Here is a 22,777-nt window from a genome sequence, read left to right on the forward strand (position 1 = left end):
CTGCTCTGATCCCCAAAGACTGGATCGTTTTTGATTGGAGTTTTTCGCGCTAGATTCCCGGCTGGGAACAGGAGCGGAAGCGATGAAAGCATCGAATTCTTCGGACGCCCAGAAGGCGTTTATTTTGAAACAAGGCGTCGATGGCGTGCCGGTCGCTGAGATTTGCCGGAAAGCAGGAATCAGCCGGGCGACCTATTTCAACTGGCGCAAGAAGTATGGAGGCCTGCTGCCTGACGAGATGCGTCGCTGAAGGCTTTGGAAGATGAGAACGGCCGCCTGAAGAAGATCGTCGCCGGTCTGACGCTCGACCGGGAGATGTTACAGGACGTCATCCGCACGTCATCCGCCGAAAGCTCTGAGGCCTGCCCGCAAGCGCAAGCTGATCGACGGGATTCTGGTGGATTGGGGAATATCGATCCGACGGGCCTGCAAGACCCTGCGTTTCGACACTTTCACCTATCATTACAAGTCCCGAAGAACCGGACAGGCCGCTCTCGAAAGACGGATCAAGGAGATTTGCGAGACACGGGTGCGCTACGGATGTCGGCGTGTCCATGTCCACTTGCGTCACGACGGATGGACGATCAACATGAAGAAGACACGCAGGATTTACAGCGAGTCAGGCCTTCAGTTGCGCAACAAGCATCCCAAGCGTCGGGTCAAGGCAAAGCTCAGGGATGACCGCCAGGTTGCATTTGGTCCGAACGATGTCTGGGCGATGGATTTTGTCCACGACCAGCTCGCAACAGGCAAGAAACTGCGCATACTGACCGTCGTGGATACCCATTCCCGCTATTGCCCCGCCACCGATGCCCGGTTCACTTACCGTGGTGAGGATGTGGTCCAGACGCTGGAACGCGTCTGCAAGAAGATCGGTTATCCCAAGACGATCAGGGTCGATAATGGCAGCGAATTTATCGCGCGCGATCTGGACCTTTGGGCCTACGCAAACGATGTCACGCTGGATTTCTCGCGGCCCGGAAAGCCAACGGACAACGGCTTCATCGAGGCCTTCAACAGCAAGCTGCAGGCGGTGTGCCTGAACGCGCATTGGTTCCTGACCCTTGCGGATTCGCGCGAAAAGCTGGCGACTTGGCGTCGATACGACAACGAGGATCGTCCTCACAGCGCAATCGGGTATAACGTCCCGATTGCCATGCACAATCCCGATGGCGCAACCAGCCCGCCATCGGGATCAGCGCCGGAAAACTCCAACTCCCGGCGGTCCTAGGTGGGGCTCAGAGCAGCAGCCCTGGAAGATCATGTCCATCGGACGAAGAAAATGGGCCAATAGGTTCTGATCAATGAGGGTTGGTACTACGCTTGATAACTATTGAGGATTCCCTCCAGCACTGCCTCTTCTAGCAGAACCAGAAGTCAACAGCTTTGCAAATCGACTGCTATGATTTCTGAAAGCCCGATGTCCTTCAATCCGCATACTGACGGACAAGAAGTCAGCGTGCGGCCCCTTGACAGCGAAAAGTCTCGCGGCGCAGAACCTTCACTTCGTCGGAAGTTGCGGCACGCGCCGCGTCTCCGGCCAACCGTTTCTTGCCCGCTTCGAGGAATTCCTTCAACAAACTGAAATACAGGCTTTCGGCGATACCCTCGCGGTGGCAAAGAGCGGCTATGCTTTCCTCGCCCGCAACCGTCCAGCACTGTTCGGATTTTGTCCTCGGCCAAATGATGCTTGCGCGTCGCACGGCGGATATCCTTGATCACCTGTTCGTCCGCCGGTTTCTGCGGCCCGGTTTTCTATCTCATCTTCGCTTCCTTTGATCGAGCTACGATGAACCAGAAATCCTCTCTCCTTAGTTACGCATGATCTGTCTAGGAGGCACTGATCCGGGACACCGGTCGCCGACGGCAAAATGGCTGACGCCCTTGCCGATCGCTTCGACGGTGCCGGCGCCCTCGACCCCCGCCACGGCAGGCAGGCCGATCTTGAACGTGCCGTCCCGGAACATGGTGTCGACGAAGTTCACGCCGATGGCGTCCTGTTTTATCAGCACCTCGCCGGCGCCGGGTGCGCGGGCATTTTCCTGTTCGACATGCAGGACGGACGGACCGCCCCATTGGCTGTATTTGACGACGTACGTCATGGCTTTCTCCATTGGGCAAGCAGGGCCTGCCTCCTGATTGGTCTCGATTGGGGAGTGCCGCAGGGAATTAGCACCTGCCGGCATTTTGAAATGAAGTCTTACTGCTCGAAGGCGCCGAGCTGGCGCAGGCCTGTCATCCAGTCCTCGGTGTGCCAGGTCTTCTGGATCTTGCCGCCTTCGACGAGGTGAATGTCGACGGCCTGAATTCGGAGTTTTTTGCCGGATGCCGGGAGACCGGCAAAAGGCCCTGTCTGCGTGCCGGAAATGGTCGACCGGACAACGATCATGTTGCCCTCCGCGACGATGTCCTCGACTGCGATCCGGAAGTCCGGGAAGGCGGTGTGAAGCATCTTCAGAACGGCCTTTGCCGTTTGGGCTCCAGGCGCCGTATCGGGTGCATCGGGAATGTCGCGCCAGGTGTCGGAGAGGATGGCTTCGAGGATTTCCGGCTGATTCCTGTCGAAGTCTTCGTACCACTTGACCGCGATTGCCATTTCCTGGCTTTCCGGCGCCGCCATGACCCCTTGGCCAACAAGGAGCGAGGCGACCAGCGGGAGAATTTTCAGAATACGCATGGGTTTTTCCTGTTCGATCGTTGCTTTGGGGGATTTTGACGTGACGCGAGAACGCCGGCCCGAGGCCGGCGTGATCCACCCGCTTAGCGGCGCCAGCCGTCGATGCTGAGCTTGCCGCCACCGAGTGCGATGACATTCAACAGGCCACCGGCCATGGCGATGTTCTTGAAGAAGTGGATGAACTGGTTGAGGTCCGCGAGATCGTTGTGGAAGCTGACGGCGGTCGCGACCGAGAACACGGCGAGCACGGCGGCGACAAGGCGCGTCTGGTAACCCAGCGCAAGGGCGAGGCCGCCGATGATCTCGACGATGAGCGCCGTGCCGTAAGCCAGCGTCGGGAAGGGCAGGCCGACGGATCCGATGTAGCCGATCGTCATGGCCGGAGCGGCAAGCTTGTTCAGACCGGAAAGCACGAAAATCAGGCTGATGAGAATGCGGCCGGCGGTCGGCAGGACGGCCTGTACAGCGGCGGAAGAGGCCAGGTCTTCTACCTGGCGGGCGATTGCTGTGTGCGACATGTTCGTATCCTTTTCGAAATCGGCAGGCCACCATGGCCGCCCTGTGAGACGCACTATGGCGGCCCCTCACTCATCGTAAAAGCCGAATAAAATAGACAATAACGCTCTAAAATTTAGAATAATTGCTCGTCAGCTGTGGCTCTGGTGGCCTTGATCGCCAGCAGCGACACCCAACGCGAAAAGCCCCCATCGTTTGTGCGATGGGGGCTTGGACATCGGGTATGAAATGTATCGACCGTGCGGCGAGAGGGCTTGGTCAGCCTTTCTTGATCAGATTGACGGCGACCAGCGAGCCGCCGAACTGCTGGACTGGAGCGGCTGCCTTGAGGTTGCCGAGATCGAGCGCCGCGAAGCCCAGTTTCTCGATCAGGCCGGCGACGCTGGCATTGGCGGCCTCATCGTTGCCCGACAACAAAACGACCCTGCGCCCGGAGGCCTCGACGGGATCGGCGGCCAACACTGCGGCCGGTATCGTGTTGAAGGCCTTGACCACTTTCGCGCCGGGCAGAGCCTCGGCGACGATTTCGCTCGACAGCCTGCCGCCGAGATCGGCAGGGCGGAATTCGGGAAACTTGATCGCATTCGTCGCGTCGACGACGATGGTGCCCGACCAGTCCTTGCGCACCTTTGCAAGGTCTGGCACCGCCGTGAACGGCAGGGCGAGGATGACGATATCCTGCGCCAGGGCTTCGTCGAGTTCGACGGGAATGACTGCGTCGCCATGTTTCCCGGCGACGGCGTCGAGGGATGCCGCGCCGCGGCTGTTGGCTACTTTGACCGGTATGCGCTTTTCCGAAAAATGCGTGATGAGAGCCGAGCCGATCGCGCCCGAGCCGATGATTGCGTAGGTCATGTTCGATTTCCTTTGGGTTCGTTGGGTTGGGGTTAGGTTATGTTTGCCGGCCCATCGGGCAGCGGTGTGAACTCGGTTTCTCCCGGCACGCCCGGGAACACCCGGTTTCGCCAGTCGAGGGCCGCCTGCTCGATCCGGTCGCGGCGGCTCGATACGAAGTTCCAGAAGATATGCCGCTTCTCGGCGAGCGGCTCGCCGCCCAGCACCATCAGCCGTGCAGGGCCGATCGCCTTGAGGACGATTTCGGAGCCGGGCTTGAAGACGATCAACTGGTCCTCGGTGAACCGCTCGTCCTGCCCGACGACTTCAACGGCGCCACTGATGACGAAGACGGCCCGCTCGATATGTTCCCCGTCGATGCGAAAGCGTGCGCCGGATACAAGGGCGACGTCTGCATTGAACAGGTCGGAGAAGGTTTTTGTCGGCGCTCGCCGGCCGTGCAGCGAGCCGGCGATCAGGCGCATGTCGATGCCCTCGCCCTCGACGCGCGGCAGTTCCTGTGCGCCGAGATGCTGGAAGCCGGGGTCGGTTTCCTCGTGGCTGGCCGGCAGCGCCACCCAGCTTTGGAAGCCGAACAGCCGCCCGCCCGCTTCCCGCAGCGTATCGCTGCTGCGCTCGGAATGGACGATGCCGCGTCCCGCGGTCATGACGTTGACCTCGCCGGGCTTGATCTTCTGGACGTAGTTCTCGCTGTCGCGATGGATGATCTCGCCGTCGATCAGATAGCTGATCGTCGAAAGCCCGATATGCGGGTGAGGCCGGGAGTCGATGCCGGCGCCAGCGCCGAAGGTCACAGGCCCGAAACTGTCCAGGAAGATGAAAGGACCGACGGTCCGCCGCAGCGGCGAGGGTAGCGCGCGTTTCACCGAAAAACCGCCGAGATCGCGTGTCGCCGGAAGAATGATCTGTTCTATTCGGGCATTCGAAGCGAATGTCATTTTGAGCTCCTTCAACGATCCCCGCTTCAGCGAAAGGCGAGGAGGATGTTGCTGTCGAGCTTCAAATTACCGCTGGTGGCTTGCGGAAAAAACTGACATAAATTGGACAGAAACGTTCGAGGAAATAGATATGCAGAATCCCGGCATGCCCACCCTTGACCAGCTCAAGGTGTTTCTCACGGTGGTGGATGTCGGGAGTTTCGCAGGGGCCGCGCGCAAGTTGGGACGCGCCACGTCGGTGATCAGCTATTCGATCGCCAATCTCGAAGCGCAGCTCGGCGTCTCGCTGTTCGATCGGGATACGACGAAAAAACCGCAGCTGACGACGGAGGGGCGCACCGTGCTGGCGGAGGCGAGAATCGTCTCGAACGGCATCAATGGCCTGCGCGCCAAGGTGCGGGCCATGCTGGAGGGCGTGGAACCGGAAATCTACGTCGCTCTGGATGTCATGCTGCCCGCCTCGCGTGTCACCGATGCCTTGAAAGCCTTCAGCGAAGCCTTCCCGTCCGTGACGCTGCATCTCCATGTCGAGGCCTTGGGGGCGGTGACGCAAATGGTGCTGAACCGGGCGGCGGTGATCGGCGTCAGCGGCCCGCTCGACATCGAGGTCGACGGGCTGGAGCGGATCGGCGCGGGTTTCGTCCACCTCATTCCGGTTGCAGCACCTTCGCACCCTCTGGCGAAAGCGGGAAAAAAACTGCCGGGCGCCGGACGCGAACATGTGCAGCTCGTGCTGACCGACCGCTCGACATTAACGCAGGGGTTTCAACTCGGCGTCGTCGGCGCACGCACCTGGCGACTGGCCGACCTCGGTTCCAAGCACATGCTCTTGAAGGAGGGCATGGGCTGGGGAAACATGCCCGAGCCCATGGTGCGCGAGGATATCCGGACGGGCCGTCTGGTCCATCTCGACATGCCGGATTGCAAGGGCGGCCCCTACCGGCTCCAGGCGGTTCACCGCACCGATGTTCCGCCCGGCCCAGCCGGCCGCTTCCTGATTGCGCATTTCGAAAATCAGGCCGAAGACGACGACATGACCTATTCCAACCGGTGGTAGCCTCCGTCACGTCATGAGGATGACATTCTTTTCCATGGCTTCGCCCGTCGCGGTGCTGCGATAGGCGTCGGCGGCCTGATCGAAGTCCCATTCCCGCAGCGGCGGCTTCTTGAAGGCGCCGCCGTCGAAGGCCGCCTTGAGCTGGTCGAGAATGCCGGCGATCTCCTCGCCCGTGAGTTTTGCGGTATCGACGCCCAAAAGTGTCGAGCGGTTGTGGTAGAAGTCGGCAAGGTCGAACTCGACGCGCTTCTGGCCGACACTGGTGATGACGAGTTGGCGGCCACCCAGGGCTAGTGATTTGAGCGCCGGCTCGAACATCGTGCCACCAACCGCATCGAGCACCACGTCGACACCCTTGCCCCAGGTGGCCGCGCGCACGGCCTCCGGCAGGTCTTTCTTCGAGAGGTCGATGAAGTCGTCCGCCTCGCTCGCGGCCCTGCTTCTCGCCGCCACGATGGTGCGGGCGCCGAGGTGGCGGGCGATCTGCGTGGCGGCGCGTCCGACGGCGCCGAGGCCGCCGGTGATCAGCAATGTCTCGCCCGCCTTCAGCGCACCGACATCGACAAGCGCATGCCAGGCCGTGACGAAGGGCGCGCCGACCGCCGCGGCCTCGGCCATCGACAGGTTGGCGGGCTTCTCCGATAGCCAGCTTGCAGGGAGAACGACATAGTCCGCATGCGCGCCGTCGCGCCGGAACCCGAAGCCGGCGCCGCTGCCCCAGACCTCCTTGCCGGCAAGGCCGCCTTCGACGACCACGCCGGCAAAATCCCGCCCGGGCGTGCGCGGAACCGAGCCACCAAACAGGCCGCTGACGATCTTGACGTCACTCGGATTGATCGCCGCCGCATGGACCTTGACCAGCACCTCGCCGGCATTGAGGGCGGGAACGGGGACATCCTGATGGGTGAGGACATCCGGCGTGCCGAATTGTTCAAAACGAATGGCTTTCATTGTCAAAATCCTTTGCGGGGGCGTTTCGCGTCAGAGGACGGCCAGCAGGCCGCCGTCCACGAGAAGGGCAATGCCCGAAACGTAGCTGGAGAGATCCGAGCCGAGATAGGCGACCGCGTCGCCCACTTCGGAGGGCTGGCCGAGGCGGCGTAGCGGCGTGCGCTTGCGAAACCCTTCCGATGCCTCGGCGATGCCGGGGCTGGTGCGCAGCAATTCGGTATCGATGGTTCCCGGTGCCACGGCGTTGACGCGGATACCGTCTGGGCCGAGCGCGTCGGCAAGCGATTTCGCCATCAACACCACCCCGCCCTTGCTGGTGGAATAGGCGACGGTGATGCCGGCGCCCGATATGCCGCCCATGCTGGCCATCAGCACGATGCTGCCGCCCTTGCCGTTCGCCTTCATCTGGCGGGCCGCCGCCTGCGCGCCGAACAGCGGACCGTCGAGATTGATCGACAGCAGTCGGTGATAATCGTCCTCCGGCACGTCTGCGCCGTCGTTGCGCAGCGTAATGCCGGCATTGGCGACCATGACGTCGACGCCACCGAATTCGGCCGATGCCGCGATGAGCGCATCGTTGTCGGCGCGTTTGCTGACATCGGTCTTCACGAAGCGGGCGGCCGAGCCGATGGCCTCGATCTCCTCGACCGTCGGCCTGCCGCCTTCGCGCGGTGTTTCGATGATGTCGGCGACGATGACGGCCTTGGCGCCATGTTCGGCGGCGCGGATGGCGATGGCGCGGCCGATGCCGCTCGATGCACCCGTCACGACGACGACTTTGTTCTTCAGAATGTCACTCATTGCAGTCTTCCTTCGGGATGATGGGCCGGCTCAAGCCGTCGGCTGGAGCTGGAGGCCGAGCTGGCCGACGAGCGAATAGAGGTTGGCGACACCCCAGTGTTCGGTGATCTTGCCGTCGACGACACGCATGGCATCGACCGTCTCGAACTGGATGGTCTTGCCGGTCGGAGGAATGCCGAGAAAGGTGCCCTTATGCGTGCCGTGATAGGTCTTGAAGGTCGTGACGAGATTGCCGTCGGCCGCTTGCCAATGAATGTCCGCGTGGAAATCCGGAAACGCCTGGCGCAGGCCGGCATAGAGGCCACGCACGCCTTCCTTGTCCGGCACCATGTTCGGCTGCGGTGTGTGGTCGAGAAAATCCTCGGAAAAGACCTCGTCGAAGACGGCGAAATTGCCCTTTCCCTGCACTTCCTCGGTGTTGCGGCGCACCACTGCAATCGCTGCTTCGCTTTCTGCACTTCTGGTCATGGTCGTATCCTTCGTGTCTGGAATTGAGGGTTAAAGTTCAAAACCGCCGATGGTCATGCCGCCGTCGACGACGATCATCTGGCCAAAGATGTAGCTTGCCGCCGGGGAACTGAGCCAAACGGCGACCTCGGCCAGTTCGCGCGGCTGGCCGCCGCGCTTGGCAGGGATGGCCTTTCGGGCGAGGTCGGCGAAGGCCGGGTTCTGGGCACTGTTCGCCGCCACCATCGGCGTTTCCGTCCAGCCCGGGGCAAGCGCATTCACGCGGATTCTGCGGCTGGCATTTTCCATCGCCGCGACGCGGGTCAGGCCGTGGACGCCGTGTTTGGAGGCGGCATAGGCGCTCATGCCGCCCGGCCCCGTCAGCGCGGCGACGGAGGCGGTGTTGGTGATCGCGCCGGCCCCCGTCTTCGCCATCAGCGGAATCTCGTATTTCATGCCGAGAAACACGCTGCGCAGGTTGACGGTCAGCACCTGATCGAAATCGTCGGTCGGGTAGTCCTCGATGCGGTGGGTACCGCCGGTGATGCCGGCATTGTTGAACGCTGCATCCAGTCGGCCGGCGTCCCTTTCGATGCGCGCGAGAAAGGCTTTCACCTCCTCCTCGCTGGAAACGTCGATACGGTCGATGTCGATCTTTCCGGCTGCCGCGATGTCCTTCGTTTCCTCAAGGCCGCCCAGGTTGAGGTCGGCCGCGAAAACATGCGCGCCGCGCTCGGCAAACAATCTTGCCGCCTCCCGGCCGATCCCCGAGCCTGCGCCGGTGACCAGAACCACTTTACCGTCGAAATCCGTAGGCATAGCTTCGCTCCTCGCCCGCGCTGTGGGACGACGCTTCCGTTGTGATTGTCGTGGTGAGGCAGGGTGGGGCCGGAGGATTGAACCTCCGGCCGATCAGTAGGTCAGCCGAAGACCTTGATGGCCGCGGCAGCCACGAGTTCGCCCTGGTGGCGTGCGCCGGCGAGGTCGATTTCGGTCGGCTGGCGCGATCCGTCGCCGCCTGCCACCGTGGTCGCACCATAGGGTGCACCGCCGACGATTTCATCGACGTTCATCTGGCCCTGATGGCTGTAGGGAAGGCCGACGATCATCATGCCGAAATGCAGGAGGTTGGTGATGATCGAAAACAGCGTGGTTTCCTGTCCGCCGTGCTGCGTGGCACTGGAGGCGAAGGCGCCGCCGATCTTGCCGTTCAACGCGCCGCGTGCCCAAAGGCCGCCGGCCTGGTCGAGGAAAGCCGCCATTTGCGAGGTGATGCGGCCGAAACGCGTGCCGGTGCCGATGACGATGGCGTCATAGTCCGCCAGCTCCGCGACGGTGGCGATCGGCGCCTTCTGGTCGAGCTTGAAATGGGCGTTGCGGGCGATCTCTTCCGGCACGGTTTCCGGAACGCGCTTGACGTCGACCTCGGCTCCAGCCTTGCGGGCGCCCTCCGCGACGGCATAGGCCATCGTCTCGATATGTCCGTAGGTCGAATAATAGAGGACCAGTACCTTCGCCATTTTGTTCTCCGTTGGTTGAATGCAGTCGCCCTTGCGGCTTGGAATAAGCTGGCATCAAACGGCTTGGGGGAACAGTCGAATAAAATGAGTGGTTACGGTCGAAGAAATCGAACGATGTACGGGGCCGAATTGGTATTGGACATGACGTCACTTCAGGGCCGAGGGCGTTGCGGACCCGATCGTTCGAGTATTTCGACCGTAACCCTCGAATCTTTGCCGCTGTTGCCGGACTCTCAGACGTGTAGCCTTTCCGAACATACAAGCGAGTGCGCTTGGGGAAGGAGGCGGTCATGGATCTGCGGAGACTTCGGTATTTTGTGGCCGTCGCCGAAGAGCTTCATTTCGGACGGGCGGCAGACCGGGTGCATGTGGTGCAATCGGCCGTCAGCCAGCAGCTGAAGCTTCTGGAGGACGAGCTCGGCTTCACCCTGATCAGGCGCTCGCGCCAGGATGTCAGCCTCACTTTGCTTGGCGAGGTGTTTCTTCCGGAGGCGCGCGACATCCTGCAACGTACGGACGAGGCCGTCCGGCGCTTGAAGGCCTCAGCCAGCGGCATTGTCGGGCGCCTTTCCATCGGCTTCGTCGACAATGTGCTGTGGACGCTGCTGTCGCCGATCATCCGGGATTTTCGCGAGCGCTGGCCGCATGTTGATCTCAAGCTGATCCCGATGGACCGGGATGTCCAGGTGGAGGCCATCGCCGCCGGCACGGTCGACATCGGCATCATTCCGGCCCCTTCCCATCTCGCGGCTTCGGTCAGTACCGAGGTGCTGATTTCCGCACCGTTGATGGTCGCCCTTCCATCGGCGAACGCGCTGGCGCTGAAGGCCACGGTCGAAATGGCGGAGCTTGCCGCCGAACCCTTCGTGACCTTCCCCCTGCAGATGAACAGCCGCATCCTGGACCTGCTCAAGACGGCCTGTGCGGGGGCGGGTTTTGCCCCGCGCGTCGCGCAGGAAGGCGGGCAGCTGCATACGCTGCTCTCCCTCGTCAGCGCGGGGCTCGGTGTCACGCTGGTGCCGAAATGGGTAGCGCAGCTTCCCCAGCCGGGGGTCGTCTTCCGCGACCTTGCAGATTTTTCCACGCCCTATGAACTGCTCCTCGCCTGGAAGGACGATGAGCCGAACCCGTCCGCGGCCACCTTTCGCGAGGTGGCGCATGACGTCGTGCAGATGACCTTGCCGGTGCGCCGCGCACCTGCAGGCCCTGATCTCAAACCCAGATCACGAGGTCACTAATCCTCGTTGGACGAAGATCGTAAATTTTAGAACACTGTAAGCAACGCAAATCGAGATGGGAGGCTCCAGATGATAGACGGACTTAACGTAATAGATGCGGTCATCCACGCCTACAATATGGATGAAAGTAATTTCGCGAATCGCTTCGCAAAACCTTTGTGCGATCTTGTCTATGACTCTGTCATAGCCGCCGCACTTCCAGGCTATGCGCCGACGCGAAAACAATTCTACCGGGACTGGAGTATCGAGGAGACGGTCGATCAGGTTTTTGTCGAAAGCGACACGGATCTGGCGGTCTATCACGCCCTGCCGATCTACTCCTTCCACGATGGTCTCTGTAGTTTCGAAAAGGCCGTCGAGGCGAAGAAACGGTGGCCGAACCGGATGATCACCTATTGCGGCGTCGATCCGCTGACGGGTGCGGCAGCGCTCGACGAACTCGAACGCCAGGTCGAAATCCTGAAGCCCGTCGGCCTGAAGCTTTATCCCAACAGCTGGGTCGGCCAGGAAATCCAGGGCTGGAAGATGGACGACCCGGAGGTGGCGTTCCCGCTGTTCCAGCGGGCGCAGGAGCTGGGCATCAAGGTGGTGGCGATCCACAAGGCGCTGCCGCTCGGCCCGGTCGCCATCGAGCACTATCGTGTCAGTGACATCGACCGCGCCTGCATGGCCTTCCCGGACCTCAATTTCGAGATCATCCATGGCGGCATGGCCTTTGCGGAAGAGACCGCCTGGCAATTGGCGCGCTTCCCCAATGTCTATGTGAACCTCGAAATCACCTGCGCGCTTGCCGCGACCCGGCCGGCCGCCTTCCAGCACATCATGGCCTCGCTCGTCGGCCCCGGCGGACAGAATGCAATCGACCGCATCCTCTGGGGGACCGGCGCGATGGCCTTCCATCCGCAGCCGCTGCTCGAAGCGTTTGTGCACAAGTTCGCCTTCCCCGACGAACTGGTTTCCGGCGCGGGCCTGCCGCAGATCGACCGGGCGGCGAAGAAGAAGATCCTCTTCGACAACTATGCCCGCATGACCGGCCTCGACCTGGAATCGCGGATTGCCGCAACGAAGGACGACGAGTTCGCCAAGCGCCGCCGCGCAGGTGTCGCAGCACCCTTCTCGACGATGCAGGAGGCGGCCTATGCTTGACGAGGCAGCAATCTACGAGGCCCTCGAACGGGTCGTGGACCCGTGCTCGATCGCGACGGGGGCGCCGATCACGCTCAGGGAAATGGGCATGATCGAATCGATCGACATCGACGAAGGCGCGGTGCGGGTGACGTTGAGGTTGACCAGTCCTGTCTGCTGGCAGGCCGCCAACATCATCGCCATGGTCGAAAAGGCGGTCGGCGCCCTGCCGGGTGCCGACAGTGTGGTCTGCGCGCTGAACGGCCGGGCGCAGTGGATGCCCGACATGATGCATCCGGACGCAACAGCACGCCTGCGGCGCCTGCGTCCGTTGCCGGAGGCGCGGCCATGAACGCCGCCGAAAAGGTTCCGCCGGTAACAAAAGCCTACCGTAGCCGTTTCGTGAGTGTCGACGGAATCCGCACGCACTATCTTGAGGCCGGCGAAGGGCCGGTCGTCGTGCTACTGCACAGCGGCGAGTTTGGCGGGTGTGCGGAACTGAGCTGGGAGTACCTCATACCCCGGCTTGCGGAACACTTCCGGGTGATTGCGCCGGATTGGCTAGGCTTCGGGCAGACGGCGAAGATCCATGACTTCGACGGCAAGCGGGCGCGCATGATCGCGCATATGGCACGCTTCCTCGACGTTCTGGCGATCGATCGGGCGTCGTTCATCGGTAATTCCATGGGGGCGACGTTCCTGCTGCAGATCGCGGCGGAACGGCATCCGGGTTTTGCCATCGACAGGCTCGTGGCGATCAGCGGCGGCGGCTGGATGCCGGAGAACGAGGCGCGCAGGCGGCTCACCCATTTTGATGGCAGCCTCGACGGCATGGTCGGTATCCTCCAGTCGCTGTTCGAGGGCAGCGTCTGGCACAGCGATGAGGAGTATGTCCGCCGGCGCCATGCGCTCAGCATCGCGCCGGGCGCCTGGGAGGCGGTGGCGGCCGCGCGCTTCCGCTCGCCGAATGCCCCGGAGCGCAAGGAATTCGGACAGGCTGATGCAACGAACTATGAGGCGATCGGCGTTCCGACGCTTCTGATCGCCGGGGCGGAAGACAAGCTGCGCCTGCCCGGCTACGCCAGCGAAGTGGCCAAGCGCATTCCGGGCGGTACGGTCGCCGTCATCCCGGGTTGCGGCCATTGCGCCAATATCGAGCGGCCGGACATCGTGGGGGATCTCATCCTCGATTTCCTGGCGGACGCGGCCGGACAACCCGTCGCGGCCTGACCGCCGCAGAGCAACTATCAAACGACCATCGAAAATCGACCGCGTCGCGAAAGCGGCGGCGACGAACACCTGCGCCCGAAAACGGGGCAGGGACCCATCACCGGCATCAACCATTCAGGGAGCATGACATGCCCAATCGTCTCAAAGGAAAAGTCGCAATCGTCACCGGCGCCGCCAGCGGCATCGGCCAGGGAACCGCGCTGCTGTTTGCCCGGGAGGGCGCGACCGTCATCGGCGTCGATGTCAACCAGGAGGCGCTGGCCGGCACCGTGGCCACCGCAAAGGCCGACGGTTTCGAGATCGACCCCGTCTCCTATGACCTGACCAGCGAAGCGGGTGCTGCCGCCCTCATGGACTATGTCGCGCAAAAATACGGCGGCATCGACACGCTGGTGACGGCGGCGGGCTTCGTCGAGTTCGCGGCCGTGCCCGACATGACGCTGGCGCAGTGGCACAAGACGCTGAAGGGCGAACTCGACATCGTCTTCCTGCCGGTGCGCGCCGCCTGGCCGCATATGATCAAGCGCGGCGGCGGCAGTATCGTCAACTTCGCCTCGATCTCCGCCTGGGGCGCCACCCGCAACATGGGCGCGATCGCCCATTCCACCGGCAAGGGCGGCGTGCTCTCGATGACCCGCCAGATGGCCTATGAGGGCGCGCGCCACGGCATCCGCGCCAACACGGTCTCGCCCGGCATCATCCACACCCCGGCCGCCCAGTTTGCCTTCGACAACCTACCGGGCTTCGAAGACTCCATGAAGACCAACACGATGATCGGCCGCCACGGCAAGCCCGATGATGTCGCCTGGGCCATCGTCTACCTCGTCTCGGACGAGGCGAGCTGGGTGACCGGAACGGACATCAAGGTGGATGGCGGCCTCACGGCCTGGTGAGGCCCCAATCCCGGGATCGACGGAGAGTGTCATGACGAGCAGTTACGTATTCCAACCCCCTTTCGTCGCGATCGTTCCGGTTGTCGGCGGGGGCGACTTTCCGGTCCGGCGCATCTACTGCGTCGGCCGGAACTATGAGGCCCATGCGCGGGAAATGGGTTTTGAGGTCGACCGGGAGGAGCCGTTCTTCTTCCTGAAACCCGGCGATACGGTGGAGCTGGACGGCGCGCGTATTCCCTATCCCCGGATGACCGGCAACTACCACTACGAGGTCGAGCTGGTCGTCGCCATCGGCAAGGCCGGCGCTGACATTCCGGTCGCGGGCGCCGCGTCCCATATCTTCGGCTACGCCGTCGGCCTCGATATGACGCGCCGCGACGTGCAGATCGCCGCCCGTGAAAAAGGCCGCCCGTGGGACATGGGCAAGGCGTTCGATCGCTCCGCCCCGATCGGCGAGATCGTTCCCGTCGCACGGTGGAATGCGGTTGCGGATGCGACTATGACGCTCGACGTCAACGGCGAGCGTCGGCAGGAAAGCAGGCTCGCCAAGCTGATCTGGTCGGTCGACGAGATCATCCACTGGCTGTCGCGCTACATGGACCTCGCCCCGGGCGACCTCATCTATACCGGCACGCCCGAGGGTGTCGGTGCCGTAGTGCGCGGTGACGCGCTCGAAGCCCGCATCGATGGCCTTCCGCCGCTTCGGGTGTCGGTCACATGAGCGAACCCGTCACTCTCCACGGCTACTACCGCTCGTCGGCTTCGTTCCGGGTCCGCATCGCGCTCAACCTCAAGGGCGCGGCGTACACAACTATTCCGCATCACTTGCGGCGCGGCGAACAGAACCAGCCGGACTATCGCCGGATCAATCCGCAGGGTCTGGTCCCGGCGCTGGAGATCGACGGAAAGACGTTCACGCAGTCGCTCGCCATCATCGAATACCTGGACGAGACGCGGCCCGAGCCGCCGTTGCTGCCCGGTGATGCCGCAGGCAGGGCCCGGGTCCGCGCGCTTGCGCAGATCATCGCCTGCGATGTGCATCCGATCGACAATCTGCGGGTGCTTAATTACCTGCGCGGGCCGCTCGGCCTGCCGGATGAGGCGGTCGCCCGCTGGTACAACCACTGGATCGCCGAAGGATTTTACGCGCTGGAGACCGCGCTTTCGACAAGTGCCGAGACCGGCCGGTTCTGCCATGGCGATACGGTGTCGCTCGCCGATATCTGCCTCGTGCCGCAGGTCATCAACGCAAAAACCTACGCCTTGGACCTCTCTCCCTTTCCGACATTGAAACGTATCGCGGATGCAGCACTGGCGCTCACCGCTTTCGAACAGGCTTTGCCAGCCAACCAGGAGGATGCAGAATGATACCCGTCGTGACCAATGCAAACGATACGGTCGACCGATCCGGCCGGCCGAAGGGCTATGAGTGGAAGGCGGTGACGCTGCTGTCGCTCGGCCTTGGCCTCGTCGGCGTCGACCGGTTCATCATCGTGCCGATGATGCCGGTTCTCGCCAGCGATCTCGGCCTCGACTACCAGGATCTCGGCATCATCACCGGCGCGCTCGCGGTGGCCTGGGGCCTGTCCTCGCTGTTCACCGGCAACCTGTCCGACCGCTTCGGCTTCAAGAAAATCATCGTGCCGGCTTTGTTCATCTTCTCGCTGATCGCCGGTTTCAGCGGTCTTGCAACGGGCCTTGCCTCGCTTGTGCTGGCGCGTGTGTTGATGGGGCTGGCCGAAGGCGCCTTCACCCCCGCGAGCATCATCGCGACGATGGATGCTTCGCCGCCGAAAAGGCACGGGCTGAACGTCGGCATCCAGCAGACCATGCCGGCGCTGCTCGGCCTCGGCCTTGCGCCGCTCGCGGTGACGCAACTGCTCAAGGTCATCGACTGGCCCTGGATCTTCCTGATGGTCGCCATCCCCGGCGTGGTCATCGCCTACCTGTTGCACCGCGTCCTGCAGCAGTCTACCCCATCGGAAATCGCCACCCACAGCGCGACCCATGATGCCGGCACACACAGCTGGTACGAGGTCTTCACCTACCGCAACGTGCCGCTCGCCATTCTCTGCCAGTTGTTCTGGCTGACCTGCATCATCGTCGTGGCAGCACTGTTTCCGAGCTATCTGGTGGACTACCTGCACCTTAACATGGACCAGATGGGCCTCATCCTGTCCTCCATGGGTTTTGGCGGCGCGCTCGGCGCCCTGACGCTGCCCGCACTGTCCGACCGCATCGGCCGCAAACCCGTCATGCTGCTCTCCGCCGTGCTGGCCTTCGGCGCCTTCTGGATTTTCGGCGGTGCCGGCGCGAACGTCACCGTGCTCTTCCTCTGCATGATGGTCGCGATGGGCAGCCTTTATGCGCTTCTCACACTGACAGTCGGCCCGATCACCGCGGAATCCGTGCCCGCCCGCCTGATGGCGACAGGCTCCGGCATGGTCATCGGCATCGGCGAGATTTTCGGCGGCGGCTTTGCGCCCGCCATCGCCGGCACCATCGCAAAACACTACGGCATCGAGCACGCCGCCGCCGTCCCGCTCTATGCCCTCGGCCTCGGAATCGTCGTCATCCTGCTGCTCAAGGAAACTGCCCCCATCCGGCTTCGCGGCAAGACCGGCGCAGAACCGCTTGCAACAGGAGGCGCGCATGTCGGCTGATCATCTCACGGCCACCTCGACGGAGGTTGTGCGCCAGGACTTCTATGACCGGATCAGCCGGAGCAACATGACGCCGCTGTGGACGTCGCTCGCCGATCTCGTCACGCCGACCCCGCGCAGCCTTTGCCGCCCGGCGCATTGGGACTTTGCGACGATCCGCGAGGCGATCCTGGAGGCGGGCGGGCTGATCACGGCGAAGGAGGCGGAGCGGCGTGTCCTCGTGCTGGAAAATCCGGGCCTGCGCGGGCAATCCAAGATCACCACCGATCTCTATGCCGGGGTTCAGCTCGTGTTGCCCGGCGAGGTCGCCCCGGCGCACCGCCATACACAGAGCGCGCTGCGCTTTGTGCTGGAGGGCGGCGGCGCCCACACCACGGTCAACGGCGAAAAGACCATCATGCACGAGGGCGATTTCATTATCACCCCGCCGATGGCCTGGCACGATCACGGCAACCAGAGTTCGGACCCGATCTTCTGGCTGGACGGGCTCGATATTCCCATCGTTCAGTTCCTCGATGCCTCGTTTGCAGAACATCTCGACCGGGACGAGCAGCCGCTGGACCGCCCGATCGGCGACAGCGACGCCCGTTACGGCGCCAACCTTCTGCCCGTCGATCACGGCGCACGCGGCGGCACGTCCCCCGTCTTCAACTATCCCTTTGATCGAACCCGCGACGCGCTCGAACGCATGCGCCGCCACGACGCCTGGGACCCCTGCCACGGGCTTAAGATGCGCTACACCAATCCGATCACCGGCAACCACGCGATGGCGACCATCGGAACCTTCATACAGCTTCTGCCAAAAGGGTTTTCCACGTCTCCCTATCGCTCGACCGACGCCACCGTCTTCGTCCCGATCGAAGGACGCGGCCGGACGCATATCGGCGACACCGTCATCGAATGGGGCAAACGCGATATTTTCGTCGTGCCGTCATGGCATCACGAGCGGCACGAGAGCGACGAGGACAGTGTCCTCTTCTCCTTCTCGGACCGCCCCGTGCAGCAGGCGCTCTATCTGTTTCGGGAAGATCGCGGCAATGCTTGACGATGCGACCGGCATTGCCATGCACCATGTCGGGATCACGGTAACGTCTCTGGAAACGTCGCTGCGTTTCTGGATCGATATCCTCGGTTTCGAACTGGTCGGACGGGATGTGTTGCAGGACCGTGACTTCGTTCGCGACGTCACGGGCGTCCATGACGGGTCCATCGAACTTGCCATGCTGGCAAAGGGGCCGCACGTCGTCGAACTGCTGGAATACAAAACGGCCCTCGGACGCAAAGCGCTTGCCTTTCAGGCCTGCGACAGCGGCGCTTCACATCTCTGCCTGCTGGTGAAGGATGTCGATGCCTTGCTTTGCGTGGCGGCGACCCACGGCTGGGCCGCTTTCGGCATGCCGCAGGTTGTGGCGAAAGGCCCCTGGGCAGGCCGGCGCGTCGTCTATCTGAAGGGGCCGGACAACATGCTGATTGAACTCGTCGAACCAGGTCCGGGGGAGGACTGAGCGGGTGCCGGGGGCAATCCGCCCCCACACCCGCTCATGCTTCATCGAATGCTTGGAACGTTACGTTCGAGACTATCCATCTGGTTGGCGCACGCGTCGAGGCTAAGATCGGCGTCAGGCAAATCGAGGAGCATGATCATGATTGGAGAGACGCTGGTCGACCCGGAACTCCGCCCGTTCCTGCTTGGAGGGGCGGGTTTCGGCCTCAACGCCGGCAACCTTGCGGATGTGCGGGCGGCGGTGGAGCAGTCCTTCGGGCAGATGGGCATGATTGGCGAGGCGCCCCGCATTGTCGACGTCGCCGGCCCGGCAGGCGGGCCGCCGGTTCAGTTGCGGATCTACACCCCACCCGGGGCTGGTCCGAGGCCTGCGATCTACAATATCCACGGCGGCGGTTACGTTCTGGGCTCCGCAGCGTCGAACGATGGCCTGAACCGGCAATTGGCAACGGAAACCGCGAGCGTCGTCGTGTCCGTGGACTATAGGCTGGCGCCGGAGACGCCGTTTCCCGGCCCGGTCGAGGATTGTTATGCCGGCCTGCGCTGGCTGTTCAAAAATGCCGATATGCTCGGCGTCGACGAACGACGGATCACGATTATGGGTGACAGCGCCGGCGGTGGCCTCGCCGCCGCGACGACGCTTCTAGCGCGCGATCGGGGGGAGTTCCTGCCTTCAGGCGTCATGCTGATCTATCCGATGCTCGACCAGCGGACGGGCTCAGACCGGGATGTGCAGCCGAACCCCACGACAGGGGGATACATCTGGACCGCTGAGGACAACCGCTTCGGATGGTCCTCGATGAAAGGCAGCTATGCCATCGACGACGCGCGTGCCAGTTATTTTTCGCCAGGTCTTGCCGAACGTCTCGATGGCCTCCCACCTCTGTTCCTGGCGGTCGGTGCGCTGGATCTCTTCCTGGAGGAAGGCGTGAGTTTCGCACTTCGCGCTTCCCGGGCCGGCGTGCCCGTGGAGTGTCACGTCTATCCCGGCGCCGTGCACGGCTTCGACCTGATCGGCGAAACGTCACTCGGCCGCCAGTTCCGTTTCGATCGCGCTGCAGCATTGAGCCGATGGAACGCGCGTTTTGGGTGACGGTCTCCATACATCGGATGGACGTTTCTCTGCGATGGAATGGAAAATATGGTGGGATACCTTGGCTCAGGACTCATTAATCGAGCCAGTAGCAACATGTTGCTGCAATGAGGATTGTAGAGAGGAAGGTGTGTGCACATCGATCGTATCTGGTGGCGACGCGCATCCAGTCCTTGATCCTGCCGAGCATGTTCTCGATGCGGTATCGTTGTTTGGAGAGGGTTTTGTCGTAGTCAGTCGCTTTTTGCGTGGCGGGATGCAAGGGGAAATGCCTTTGTCGTTCAATGCGTTGCGGAATCAATCGGCGTCGTAGCCGCGATCTGCAAGCAACTCCCTGGCTTTGGCGAGCCGATCAAGCAGATGCTGGACACCCTTATAGTCGCTGACCTGGCCACCGGTCAGAAACAACAACACAGGTCGCCCCAATCCGTCGGTCACGGCATGCAGCTTGGAATTCAGCCCCCCCTTTCGTTCGTCCGATACAGCGGGGAAGAGCCCTTTTTAAGCAGACTGGCTGCCGTGCGATGGGCATTGAGATAAGTTGCATCGATCATCAGCCTGTCGGGCCGGCCAGCTTTGCCCGTAAGCGCCTCGAAAATCCGGTTGAAGACACCCAGTCGGCTCCAGCGGATAAATCGGTTATAGAGTGTCTTGAGCGGGCCATATTTCTTCGACGCGTCTTTCCATTGAAGCCCATGTTTTAACGCATAAATTATACCGCTCACGACCCTGGGATCATCGACGCGCTCGACCCCGTGGGCCAGCGGAAAATACGGCCTGATCCGGCCAGGCTGCGACGGCGTCAGAAAAAACAAATCACTCATGGCAGCACCTCCTGCCACGAGTGAATCAAAATCAGGCCAAGTTTGGGAGAGACTTAATTAATAGGGCCTGAGCCTAGCCTCTTTCGCCGCCGTACAGACCGTCCTGCCGACCGCCCGCCGCATTCTCATCAGCCTGATCTTCGTGCTTTCCGGTCTGAGCAAGCTTGCCGCTCTGGCCATGACAATCGGCTATATCGGATCCGTCGGCCTGCCCTTCCCGACGCTGGCCTACGGCACGGCGCTCATCGTCGAGATCATCGGCGGCCTCGCCCAGGCGGTGGGTTACCAGACACGCCTTGCCGCCGCCGCGCTTGCCGCGTTCTCGGTCGCGACCGCTCTCAGCTTCCACAACGATCTCGCAGACCTCATCAACTTCTTCAAGAACATCGCCATAACCGACGGGCTGCCGAATGTCATCGCGCTTGGTGGCGGTAAGCTCAGCATCGACTGCTGGCGCCGCTAGGCGACCGGATCACGCCGACCCCGGGCCGGCGCTTTCGCATCCCGTTGAACTCCTCCAAAGCAGCAATCGAACAGCAAAAACCCATGCGTATTCTCAAGATCCTCCCGCTGGTCGCCTCGCTCTTTGTTTCCCGATTCTGCGCAAAGGAGATACCCGCATCGTCGACGGTCACACCGACCGTAATCTCGGGATAGGACCGGCTGAAGGTGCCGAGCGTCGCGCTGATTTCATCCATCGCCGGGCGCAGGCTCAGCAAAAGGGCTTCGCCGGCCGGCGTGATGCCGAGCCGCTCCACCGTGCGGCTGAAGCTCAACAGCCCCGCGACGGTGACGAAGGTTTGCAATTGCGCGAATTCGCTGCCTTGGGCGGTTGGCGTCATCGTTTCCTCGCAGGAAACGAACGGCGAGATTGTTTATCGATATCAAACAATCTCGCCGCTCTCACGTCGATTTTCAACCCCACGCGACATTTTCACCGCCGACCTAACGTGTTTTGCTATCAGGCGGGCTCGAAACCGCGTAACGCAACGATCTGCGATCCGGCCGCGGATTGCCTCTGCCTGGCAAGGGGTGCGCAATCCGGCGAGGCGAACAGGTCCTGGATCGCCTGCATGGTCGGGAACTGGATGATCAGCATGTTGCCTGCCGCCCAGCCTTCGAGTTGAAGGGGCGCGTCATCCAGGGCAACGAGCCGGCCGCCGGCTTCGGCGATGAGCGGCAGGGCCTTGGAACGGTAGCCCGTGATCGCATCATGATCGTGACTGTCGAGATCGACCACGAGATAGGCTGACATGGCTAGCTCCTGTTTTGGACACCTCACCCATGCGGATGGGCAGGCGGAAACCTGCGCCTCTCCTGCCGGCTTGCGGAAGCCTTCGGGATCTTGCGCGTTTCGGGATCGGCAGAGGGTGAACGGGCCGGGTTCAGCCAATCAATCGTACAGGCTCGTTTCGGACCGAAAGCGAAGGCTTCCCATGCAACGTTTTATCACCAGCCTAACTACGGTATAGATAAGTGCTTTCGTTTCGATCCTGCCCACTGCCGATATCTTGGAAGGACGACATGCAATTCGGGGTCAACACGGTCAAGATGTGGCGCTCCAGCGCCCTGGCCGACACGCTGTTTCTGTGGGCGAACTATCGCGACCATCGTTTCCAGCGGCATTTCCACGAAGAGTTCGCCATCGGAATTATCGAGGAAGGCTGCCAGGCGTTTTCCTACGACAGTCGCCATCGTGTCGACCTCCCGCGCGGAACGGTCTGCCTGATTTCTCCCGGCATGGTGCATGAGGGGTGGGTCGGTGCCGAAAATGGCTGGACCTACCGGATGTTCTATCCGTCCGCCTCCCTCGTCGGACAAGCCGCAGACGATATCTTCGGCACATCCGACGTCGCCTTCAAGTCCCCAGCCGTCGATGATCCCGAGCTTCATGCCTGCCTGCAACGGCTCCACCAGATGACGGCCTCGCCACATTTGCAACGCCTCGAATTCGAGACGCTCTATCTCGCCACCATCCGAATGGCGGTCGAGCGTCATGCCGGCCGGCGCCCCGAGGCGGATCCGGCACGCCATTGGGTGGCTCTCCGTCAGGTGCGCGACCTGCTTGAAGATCGCCACCCCGAGGCCATCGGCCTTTCCGAACTGAAGGACCTTGCCGGCATCAGCAAGTTCCATTTGCTGCGGCAGTTCAAAGCGACATACGGCCTGCCGCCGCACGCCTATCTGTCTCAGGTGCGCGTGCACCGGGCGTCAGCCCTGATCCGCGCCGGCAATGACCTCGCAGATACCGCGGCGACGGTCGGCTTCGTCGACCAGGCGCATATGACCCATATGTTCCGCCGGTCGCTTGGTTATACGCCCGGCATGCTCCAGGCCACCAAACGGGCGCGCTGAGCAATTTCTTACAAAACATCGCCAATACAGGCGTTTAAAACTGCCAAACGATCCGGCCATTTCTACGCGATGTTCACCGATTGCGCCGGC

At 62.4% G+C, this 22,777-nt stretch carries 26 protein-coding genes and 3 pseudogenes; 15 read left to right on the plus strand and 14 right to left on the minus strand.

Annotated features, from left to right (window positions below; genetic code table 11):
- Positions 1 to 82 precede the first annotated feature (82 nt).
- Positions 83 to 1,231: pseudogene (locus tag ACT6VE_RS30620) on the plus strand (IS3 family transposase).
- Positions 1,232 to 1,484: 253 nt separating this feature from the next.
- On the opposite strand, the pseudogene ACT6VE_RS30625 reads toward ACT6VE_RS30620, so the two are convergent.
- The 6 genes and pseudogenes from ACT6VE_RS30625 to ACT6VE_RS30650 all read right to left on the minus strand — a co-directional run.
- A pseudogene (locus ACT6VE_RS30625) lies at positions 1,485 to 1,722 on the minus strand (IS3 family transposase); the annotation flags it as partial.
- 89 nt (positions 1,723 to 1,811) lie between these two features.
- Positions 1,812 to 2,102, minus strand: a complete 291-nt coding sequence (locus tag ACT6VE_RS30630; protein ID WP_444802024.1) for an alcohol dehydrogenase catalytic domain-containing protein — start codon at positions 2,100 to 2,102, stop codon at positions 1,812 to 1,814.
- Between the two features lie 98 nt (positions 2,103 to 2,200).
- Entirely contained in the window at positions 2,201 to 2,677 is a 477-nt protein-coding gene (locus ACT6VE_RS30635) for an ester cyclase (RefSeq protein WP_444802025.1), read from the minus strand.
- An 83-nt stretch (positions 2,678 to 2,760) separates the two neighbouring features.
- Positions 2,761 to 3,195, minus strand: a complete 435-nt coding sequence (locus tag ACT6VE_RS30640) for a DoxX family protein (RefSeq protein ID WP_444802026.1) — start codon at positions 3,193 to 3,195, stop codon at positions 2,761 to 2,763.
- A 256-nt stretch (positions 3,196 to 3,451) separates the two neighbouring features.
- Positions 3,452 to 4,048: an NADPH-dependent F420 reductase gene (locus ACT6VE_RS30645; protein WP_444802027.1), complete on the minus strand. Its 597-nt coding sequence runs from the start codon at positions 4,046 to 4,048 to the stop codon at positions 3,452 to 3,454.
- Positions 4,049 to 4,080: 32 nt separating this feature from the next.
- Positions 4,081 to 4,986, minus strand: coding sequence for a pirin family protein (locus tag ACT6VE_RS30650; RefSeq protein ID WP_444802028.1), 906 nt, complete (start codon positions 4,984 to 4,986; stop codon positions 4,081 to 4,083).
- 130 nt (positions 4,987 to 5,116) lie between these two features.
- Here ACT6VE_RS30650 and ACT6VE_RS30655 point away from each other — a divergent pair, with 130 nt between their 5' ends.
- Complete coding sequence (locus ACT6VE_RS30655; protein ID WP_444802029.1) at positions 5,117 to 6,043, plus strand: LysR family transcriptional regulator; 927 nt, start codon at positions 5,117 to 5,119, stop codon at positions 6,041 to 6,043.
- A gap of 6 nt (positions 6,044 to 6,049) precedes the next feature.
- Here the strand turns inward: ACT6VE_RS30655 and ACT6VE_RS30660 are convergent, their stop codons facing one another.
- The 5 genes from ACT6VE_RS30660 to wrbA form a co-directional block, all read right to left on the minus strand.
- Positions 6,050 to 6,994, minus strand: coding sequence for a quinone oxidoreductase family protein (locus tag ACT6VE_RS30660; RefSeq protein WP_444802030.1), 945 nt, complete (start codon positions 6,992 to 6,994; stop codon positions 6,050 to 6,052).
- Positions 6,995 to 7,024: 30 nt separating this feature from the next.
- Positions 7,025 to 7,795, minus strand: a complete 771-nt coding sequence (locus ACT6VE_RS30665) for an SDR family oxidoreductase (protein ID WP_069063355.1) — start codon at positions 7,793 to 7,795, stop codon at positions 7,025 to 7,027.
- 30 nt (positions 7,796 to 7,825) lie between these two features.
- Complete coding sequence (locus tag ACT6VE_RS30670; RefSeq protein ID WP_444802031.1) at positions 7,826 to 8,263, minus strand: ester cyclase; 438 nt, start codon at positions 8,261 to 8,263, stop codon at positions 7,826 to 7,828.
- Positions 8,264 to 8,293: 30 nt separating this feature from the next.
- Positions 8,294 to 9,061, minus strand: a complete 768-nt coding sequence (locus ACT6VE_RS30675) for an SDR family NAD(P)-dependent oxidoreductase (RefSeq protein WP_444802032.1) — start codon at positions 9,059 to 9,061, stop codon at positions 8,294 to 8,296.
- Between the two features lie 101 nt (positions 9,062 to 9,162).
- Positions 9,163 to 9,762: an NAD(P)H:quinone oxidoreductase gene (gene wrbA, locus ACT6VE_RS30680; RefSeq protein WP_444802033.1), complete on the minus strand. Its 600-nt coding sequence runs from the start codon at positions 9,760 to 9,762 to the stop codon at positions 9,163 to 9,165.
- A 290-nt stretch (positions 9,763 to 10,052) separates the two neighbouring features.
- On the opposite strand from wrbA, the gene ACT6VE_RS30685 reads away from it, so the two are divergent.
- From ACT6VE_RS30685 to ACT6VE_RS30735, 11 genes are all read left to right on the plus strand, one after another.
- Positions 10,053 to 11,000, plus strand: coding sequence for a LysR substrate-binding domain-containing protein (locus ACT6VE_RS30685; RefSeq protein ID WP_444802034.1), 948 nt, complete (start codon positions 10,053 to 10,055; stop codon positions 10,998 to 11,000).
- A gap of 69 nt (positions 11,001 to 11,069) precedes the next feature.
- Positions 11,070 to 12,146 (plus strand): amidohydrolase family protein, encoded by a 1,077-nt coding sequence (locus ACT6VE_RS30690; protein ID WP_444802035.1) that lies wholly within the window; start codon positions 11,070 to 11,072, stop codon positions 12,144 to 12,146.
- The gene (locus ACT6VE_RS30695) at positions 12,139 to 12,477 is read left to right on the plus strand and encodes a metal-sulfur cluster assembly factor (RefSeq protein WP_444802036.1); all 339 of its coding nucleotides are present in this window, start codon (positions 12,139 to 12,141) and stop codon (positions 12,475 to 12,477) included. The genes ACT6VE_RS30690 and ACT6VE_RS30695 overlap by 8 nt, the downstream gene beginning before the upstream one ends.
- Positions 12,474 to 13,355: an alpha/beta fold hydrolase gene (locus ACT6VE_RS30700; RefSeq protein ID WP_444802037.1), complete on the plus strand. Its 882-nt coding sequence runs from the start codon at positions 12,474 to 12,476 to the stop codon at positions 13,353 to 13,355. Before ACT6VE_RS30695 ends, ACT6VE_RS30700 begins: the two co-directional genes overlap by 4 nt.
- Positions 13,356 to 13,483: 128 nt before the next feature.
- Entirely contained in the window at positions 13,484 to 14,248 is a 765-nt protein-coding gene (locus ACT6VE_RS30705) for an SDR family NAD(P)-dependent oxidoreductase (RefSeq protein ID WP_444802038.1), read from the plus strand.
- A 31-nt stretch (positions 14,249 to 14,279) separates the two neighbouring features.
- Entirely contained in the window at positions 14,280 to 14,969 is a 690-nt protein-coding gene (locus ACT6VE_RS30710) for a fumarylacetoacetate hydrolase family protein (protein ID WP_444802039.1), read from the plus strand.
- Positions 14,966 to 15,616, plus strand: a complete 651-nt coding sequence (gene maiA, locus ACT6VE_RS30715) for a maleylacetoacetate isomerase (RefSeq protein ID WP_444802040.1) — start codon at positions 14,966 to 14,968, stop codon at positions 15,614 to 15,616. Before ACT6VE_RS30710 ends, maiA begins: the two co-directional genes overlap by 4 nt.
- Positions 15,613 to 16,911, plus strand: coding sequence for an MFS transporter (locus ACT6VE_RS30720; RefSeq protein WP_444802041.1), 1,299 nt, complete (start codon positions 15,613 to 15,615; stop codon positions 16,909 to 16,911). The genes maiA and ACT6VE_RS30720 overlap by 4 nt, the downstream gene beginning before the upstream one ends.
- Complete coding sequence (gene gtdA / locus ACT6VE_RS30725; RefSeq protein WP_444802042.1) at positions 16,901 to 17,956, plus strand: gentisate 1,2-dioxygenase; 1,056 nt, start codon at positions 16,901 to 16,903, stop codon at positions 17,954 to 17,956. The genes ACT6VE_RS30720 and gtdA overlap by 11 nt, the downstream gene beginning before the upstream one ends.
- Entirely contained in the window at positions 17,949 to 18,416 is a 468-nt protein-coding gene (locus tag ACT6VE_RS30730) for a VOC family protein (RefSeq protein ID WP_444802043.1), read from the plus strand. The genes gtdA and ACT6VE_RS30730 overlap by 8 nt, the downstream gene beginning before the upstream one ends.
- A gap of 138 nt (positions 18,417 to 18,554) precedes the next feature.
- On the plus strand, positions 18,555 to 19,508 hold the full coding sequence (locus tag ACT6VE_RS30735; RefSeq protein ID WP_444802044.1) for an alpha/beta hydrolase: 954 nt from the start codon (positions 18,555 to 18,557) through the stop codon (positions 19,506 to 19,508).
- A gap of 76 nt (positions 19,509 to 19,584) precedes the next feature.
- Here the strand turns inward: ACT6VE_RS30735 and ACT6VE_RS30740 are convergent.
- Positions 19,585 to 20,332 (minus strand): annotated as a pseudogene (locus ACT6VE_RS30740) (IS5 family transposase).
- Positions 20,333 to 20,453: 121 nt separating this feature from the next.
- On the opposite strand from ACT6VE_RS30740, the gene ACT6VE_RS30745 reads away from it, so the two are divergent.
- Entirely contained in the window at positions 20,454 to 20,795 is a 342-nt protein-coding gene (locus tag ACT6VE_RS30745) for a DoxX family protein (protein WP_444802067.1), read from the plus strand.
- Here ACT6VE_RS30745 and ACT6VE_RS30750 read toward each other — a convergent pair.
- Both ACT6VE_RS30750 and ACT6VE_RS30755 read right to left on the minus strand, forming a co-directional pair.
- Positions 20,770 to 21,174 (minus strand): helix-turn-helix domain-containing protein, encoded by a 405-nt coding sequence (locus ACT6VE_RS30750; RefSeq protein WP_444802045.1) that lies wholly within the window; start codon positions 21,172 to 21,174, stop codon positions 20,770 to 20,772. The genes ACT6VE_RS30745 and ACT6VE_RS30750 overlap by 26 nt on opposite strands.
- A gap of 119 nt (positions 21,175 to 21,293) precedes the next feature.
- Entirely contained in the window at positions 21,294 to 21,587 is a 294-nt protein-coding gene (locus tag ACT6VE_RS30755; protein WP_444802046.1) for a DUF1330 domain-containing protein, read from the minus strand.
- Positions 21,588 to 21,856: 269 nt separating this feature from the next.
- Between ACT6VE_RS30755 and ACT6VE_RS30760 the strand changes: the two genes are divergently transcribed.
- Entirely contained in the window at positions 21,857 to 22,687 is an 831-nt protein-coding gene (locus ACT6VE_RS30760; RefSeq protein WP_444802047.1) for an AraC family transcriptional regulator, read from the plus strand.
- Positions 22,688 to 22,777: the final 90 nt, after the last annotated feature.

The organism is Shinella sp. (assembly GCF_052438155.1).
GTDB lineage: Bacteria > Pseudomonadota > Alphaproteobacteria > Rhizobiales > Rhizobiaceae > Shinella.

Excerpts from the sequence above, each read along its gene's own strand:
- ACT6VE_RS30630 (WP_444802024.1), bottom strand. The coding sequence starts at position 2,102 with ATGACGTACGTCGTCAAATACAGCCAATGGGGCGGTCCGTCCGTCCTG.
- ACT6VE_RS30635 (WP_444802025.1), bottom strand. The coding sequence starts at position 2,677 with ATGCGTATTCTGAAAATTCTCCCGCTGGTCGCCTCGCTCCTTGTTGGC.
- ACT6VE_RS30640 (WP_444802026.1), bottom strand. The coding sequence starts at position 3,195 with ATGTCGCACACAGCAATCGCCCGCCAGGTAGAAGACCTGGCCTCTTCC.
- ACT6VE_RS30645 (WP_444802027.1), bottom strand. The coding sequence starts at position 4,048 with ATGACCTACGCAATCATCGGCTCGGGCGCGATCGGCTCGGCTCTCATC.
- ACT6VE_RS30650 (WP_444802028.1), bottom strand. The coding sequence starts at position 4,986 with ATGACATTCGCTTCGAATGCCCGAATAGAACAGATCATTCTTCCGGCG.
- ACT6VE_RS30655 (WP_444802029.1), top strand. The coding sequence starts at position 5,117 with ATGCAGAATCCCGGCATGCCCACCCTTGACCAGCTCAAGGTGTTTCTC.
- ACT6VE_RS30660 (WP_444802030.1), bottom strand. The coding sequence starts at position 6,994 with ATGAAAGCCATTCGTTTTGAACAATTCGGCACGCCGGATGTCCTCACC.
- ACT6VE_RS30665 (WP_069063355.1), bottom strand. The coding sequence starts at position 7,795 with ATGAGTGACATTCTGAAGAACAAAGTCGTCGTCGTGACGGGTGCATCG.
- ACT6VE_RS30670 (WP_444802031.1), bottom strand. The coding sequence starts at position 8,263 with ATGACCAGAAGTGCAGAAAGCGAAGCAGCGATTGCAGTGGTGCGCCGC.
- ACT6VE_RS30675 (WP_444802032.1), bottom strand. The coding sequence starts at position 9,061 with ATGCCTACGGATTTCGACGGTAAAGTGGTTCTGGTCACCGGCGCAGGC.
- wrbA (WP_444802033.1), bottom strand. The coding sequence starts at position 9,762 with ATGGCGAAGGTACTGGTCCTCTATTATTCGACCTACGGACATATCGAG.
- ACT6VE_RS30685 (WP_444802034.1), top strand. The coding sequence starts at position 10,053 with ATGGATCTGCGGAGACTTCGGTATTTTGTGGCCGTCGCCGAAGAGCTT.
- ACT6VE_RS30690 (WP_444802035.1), top strand. The coding sequence starts at position 11,070 with ATGATAGACGGACTTAACGTAATAGATGCGGTCATCCACGCCTACAAT.
- ACT6VE_RS30695 (WP_444802036.1), top strand. The coding sequence starts at position 12,139 with ATGCTTGACGAGGCAGCAATCTACGAGGCCCTCGAACGGGTCGTGGAC.
- ACT6VE_RS30700 (WP_444802037.1), top strand. The coding sequence starts at position 12,474 with ATGAACGCCGCCGAAAAGGTTCCGCCGGTAACAAAAGCCTACCGTAGC.
- ACT6VE_RS30705 (WP_444802038.1), top strand. The coding sequence starts at position 13,484 with ATGCCCAATCGTCTCAAAGGAAAAGTCGCAATCGTCACCGGCGCCGCC.
- ACT6VE_RS30710 (WP_444802039.1), top strand. The coding sequence starts at position 14,280 with ATGACGAGCAGTTACGTATTCCAACCCCCTTTCGTCGCGATCGTTCCG.
- maiA (WP_444802040.1), top strand. The coding sequence starts at position 14,966 with ATGAGCGAACCCGTCACTCTCCACGGCTACTACCGCTCGTCGGCTTCG.
- ACT6VE_RS30720 (WP_444802041.1), top strand. The coding sequence starts at position 15,613 with ATGATACCCGTCGTGACCAATGCAAACGATACGGTCGACCGATCCGGC.
- gtdA (WP_444802042.1), top strand. The coding sequence starts at position 16,901 with ATGTCGGCTGATCATCTCACGGCCACCTCGACGGAGGTTGTGCGCCAG.
- ACT6VE_RS30730 (WP_444802043.1), top strand. The coding sequence starts at position 17,949 with ATGCTTGACGATGCGACCGGCATTGCCATGCACCATGTCGGGATCACG.
- ACT6VE_RS30735 (WP_444802044.1), top strand. The coding sequence starts at position 18,555 with ATGATTGGAGAGACGCTGGTCGACCCGGAACTCCGCCCGTTCCTGCTT.
- ACT6VE_RS30750 (WP_444802045.1), bottom strand. The coding sequence starts at position 21,174 with ATGACGCCAACCGCCCAAGGCAGCGAATTCGCGCAATTGCAAACCTTC.
- ACT6VE_RS30755 (WP_444802046.1), bottom strand. The coding sequence starts at position 21,587 with ATGTCAGCCTATCTCGTGGTCGATCTCGACAGTCACGATCATGATGCG.
- ACT6VE_RS30760 (WP_444802047.1), top strand. The coding sequence starts at position 21,857 with ATGCAATTCGGGGTCAACACGGTCAAGATGTGGCGCTCCAGCGCCCTG.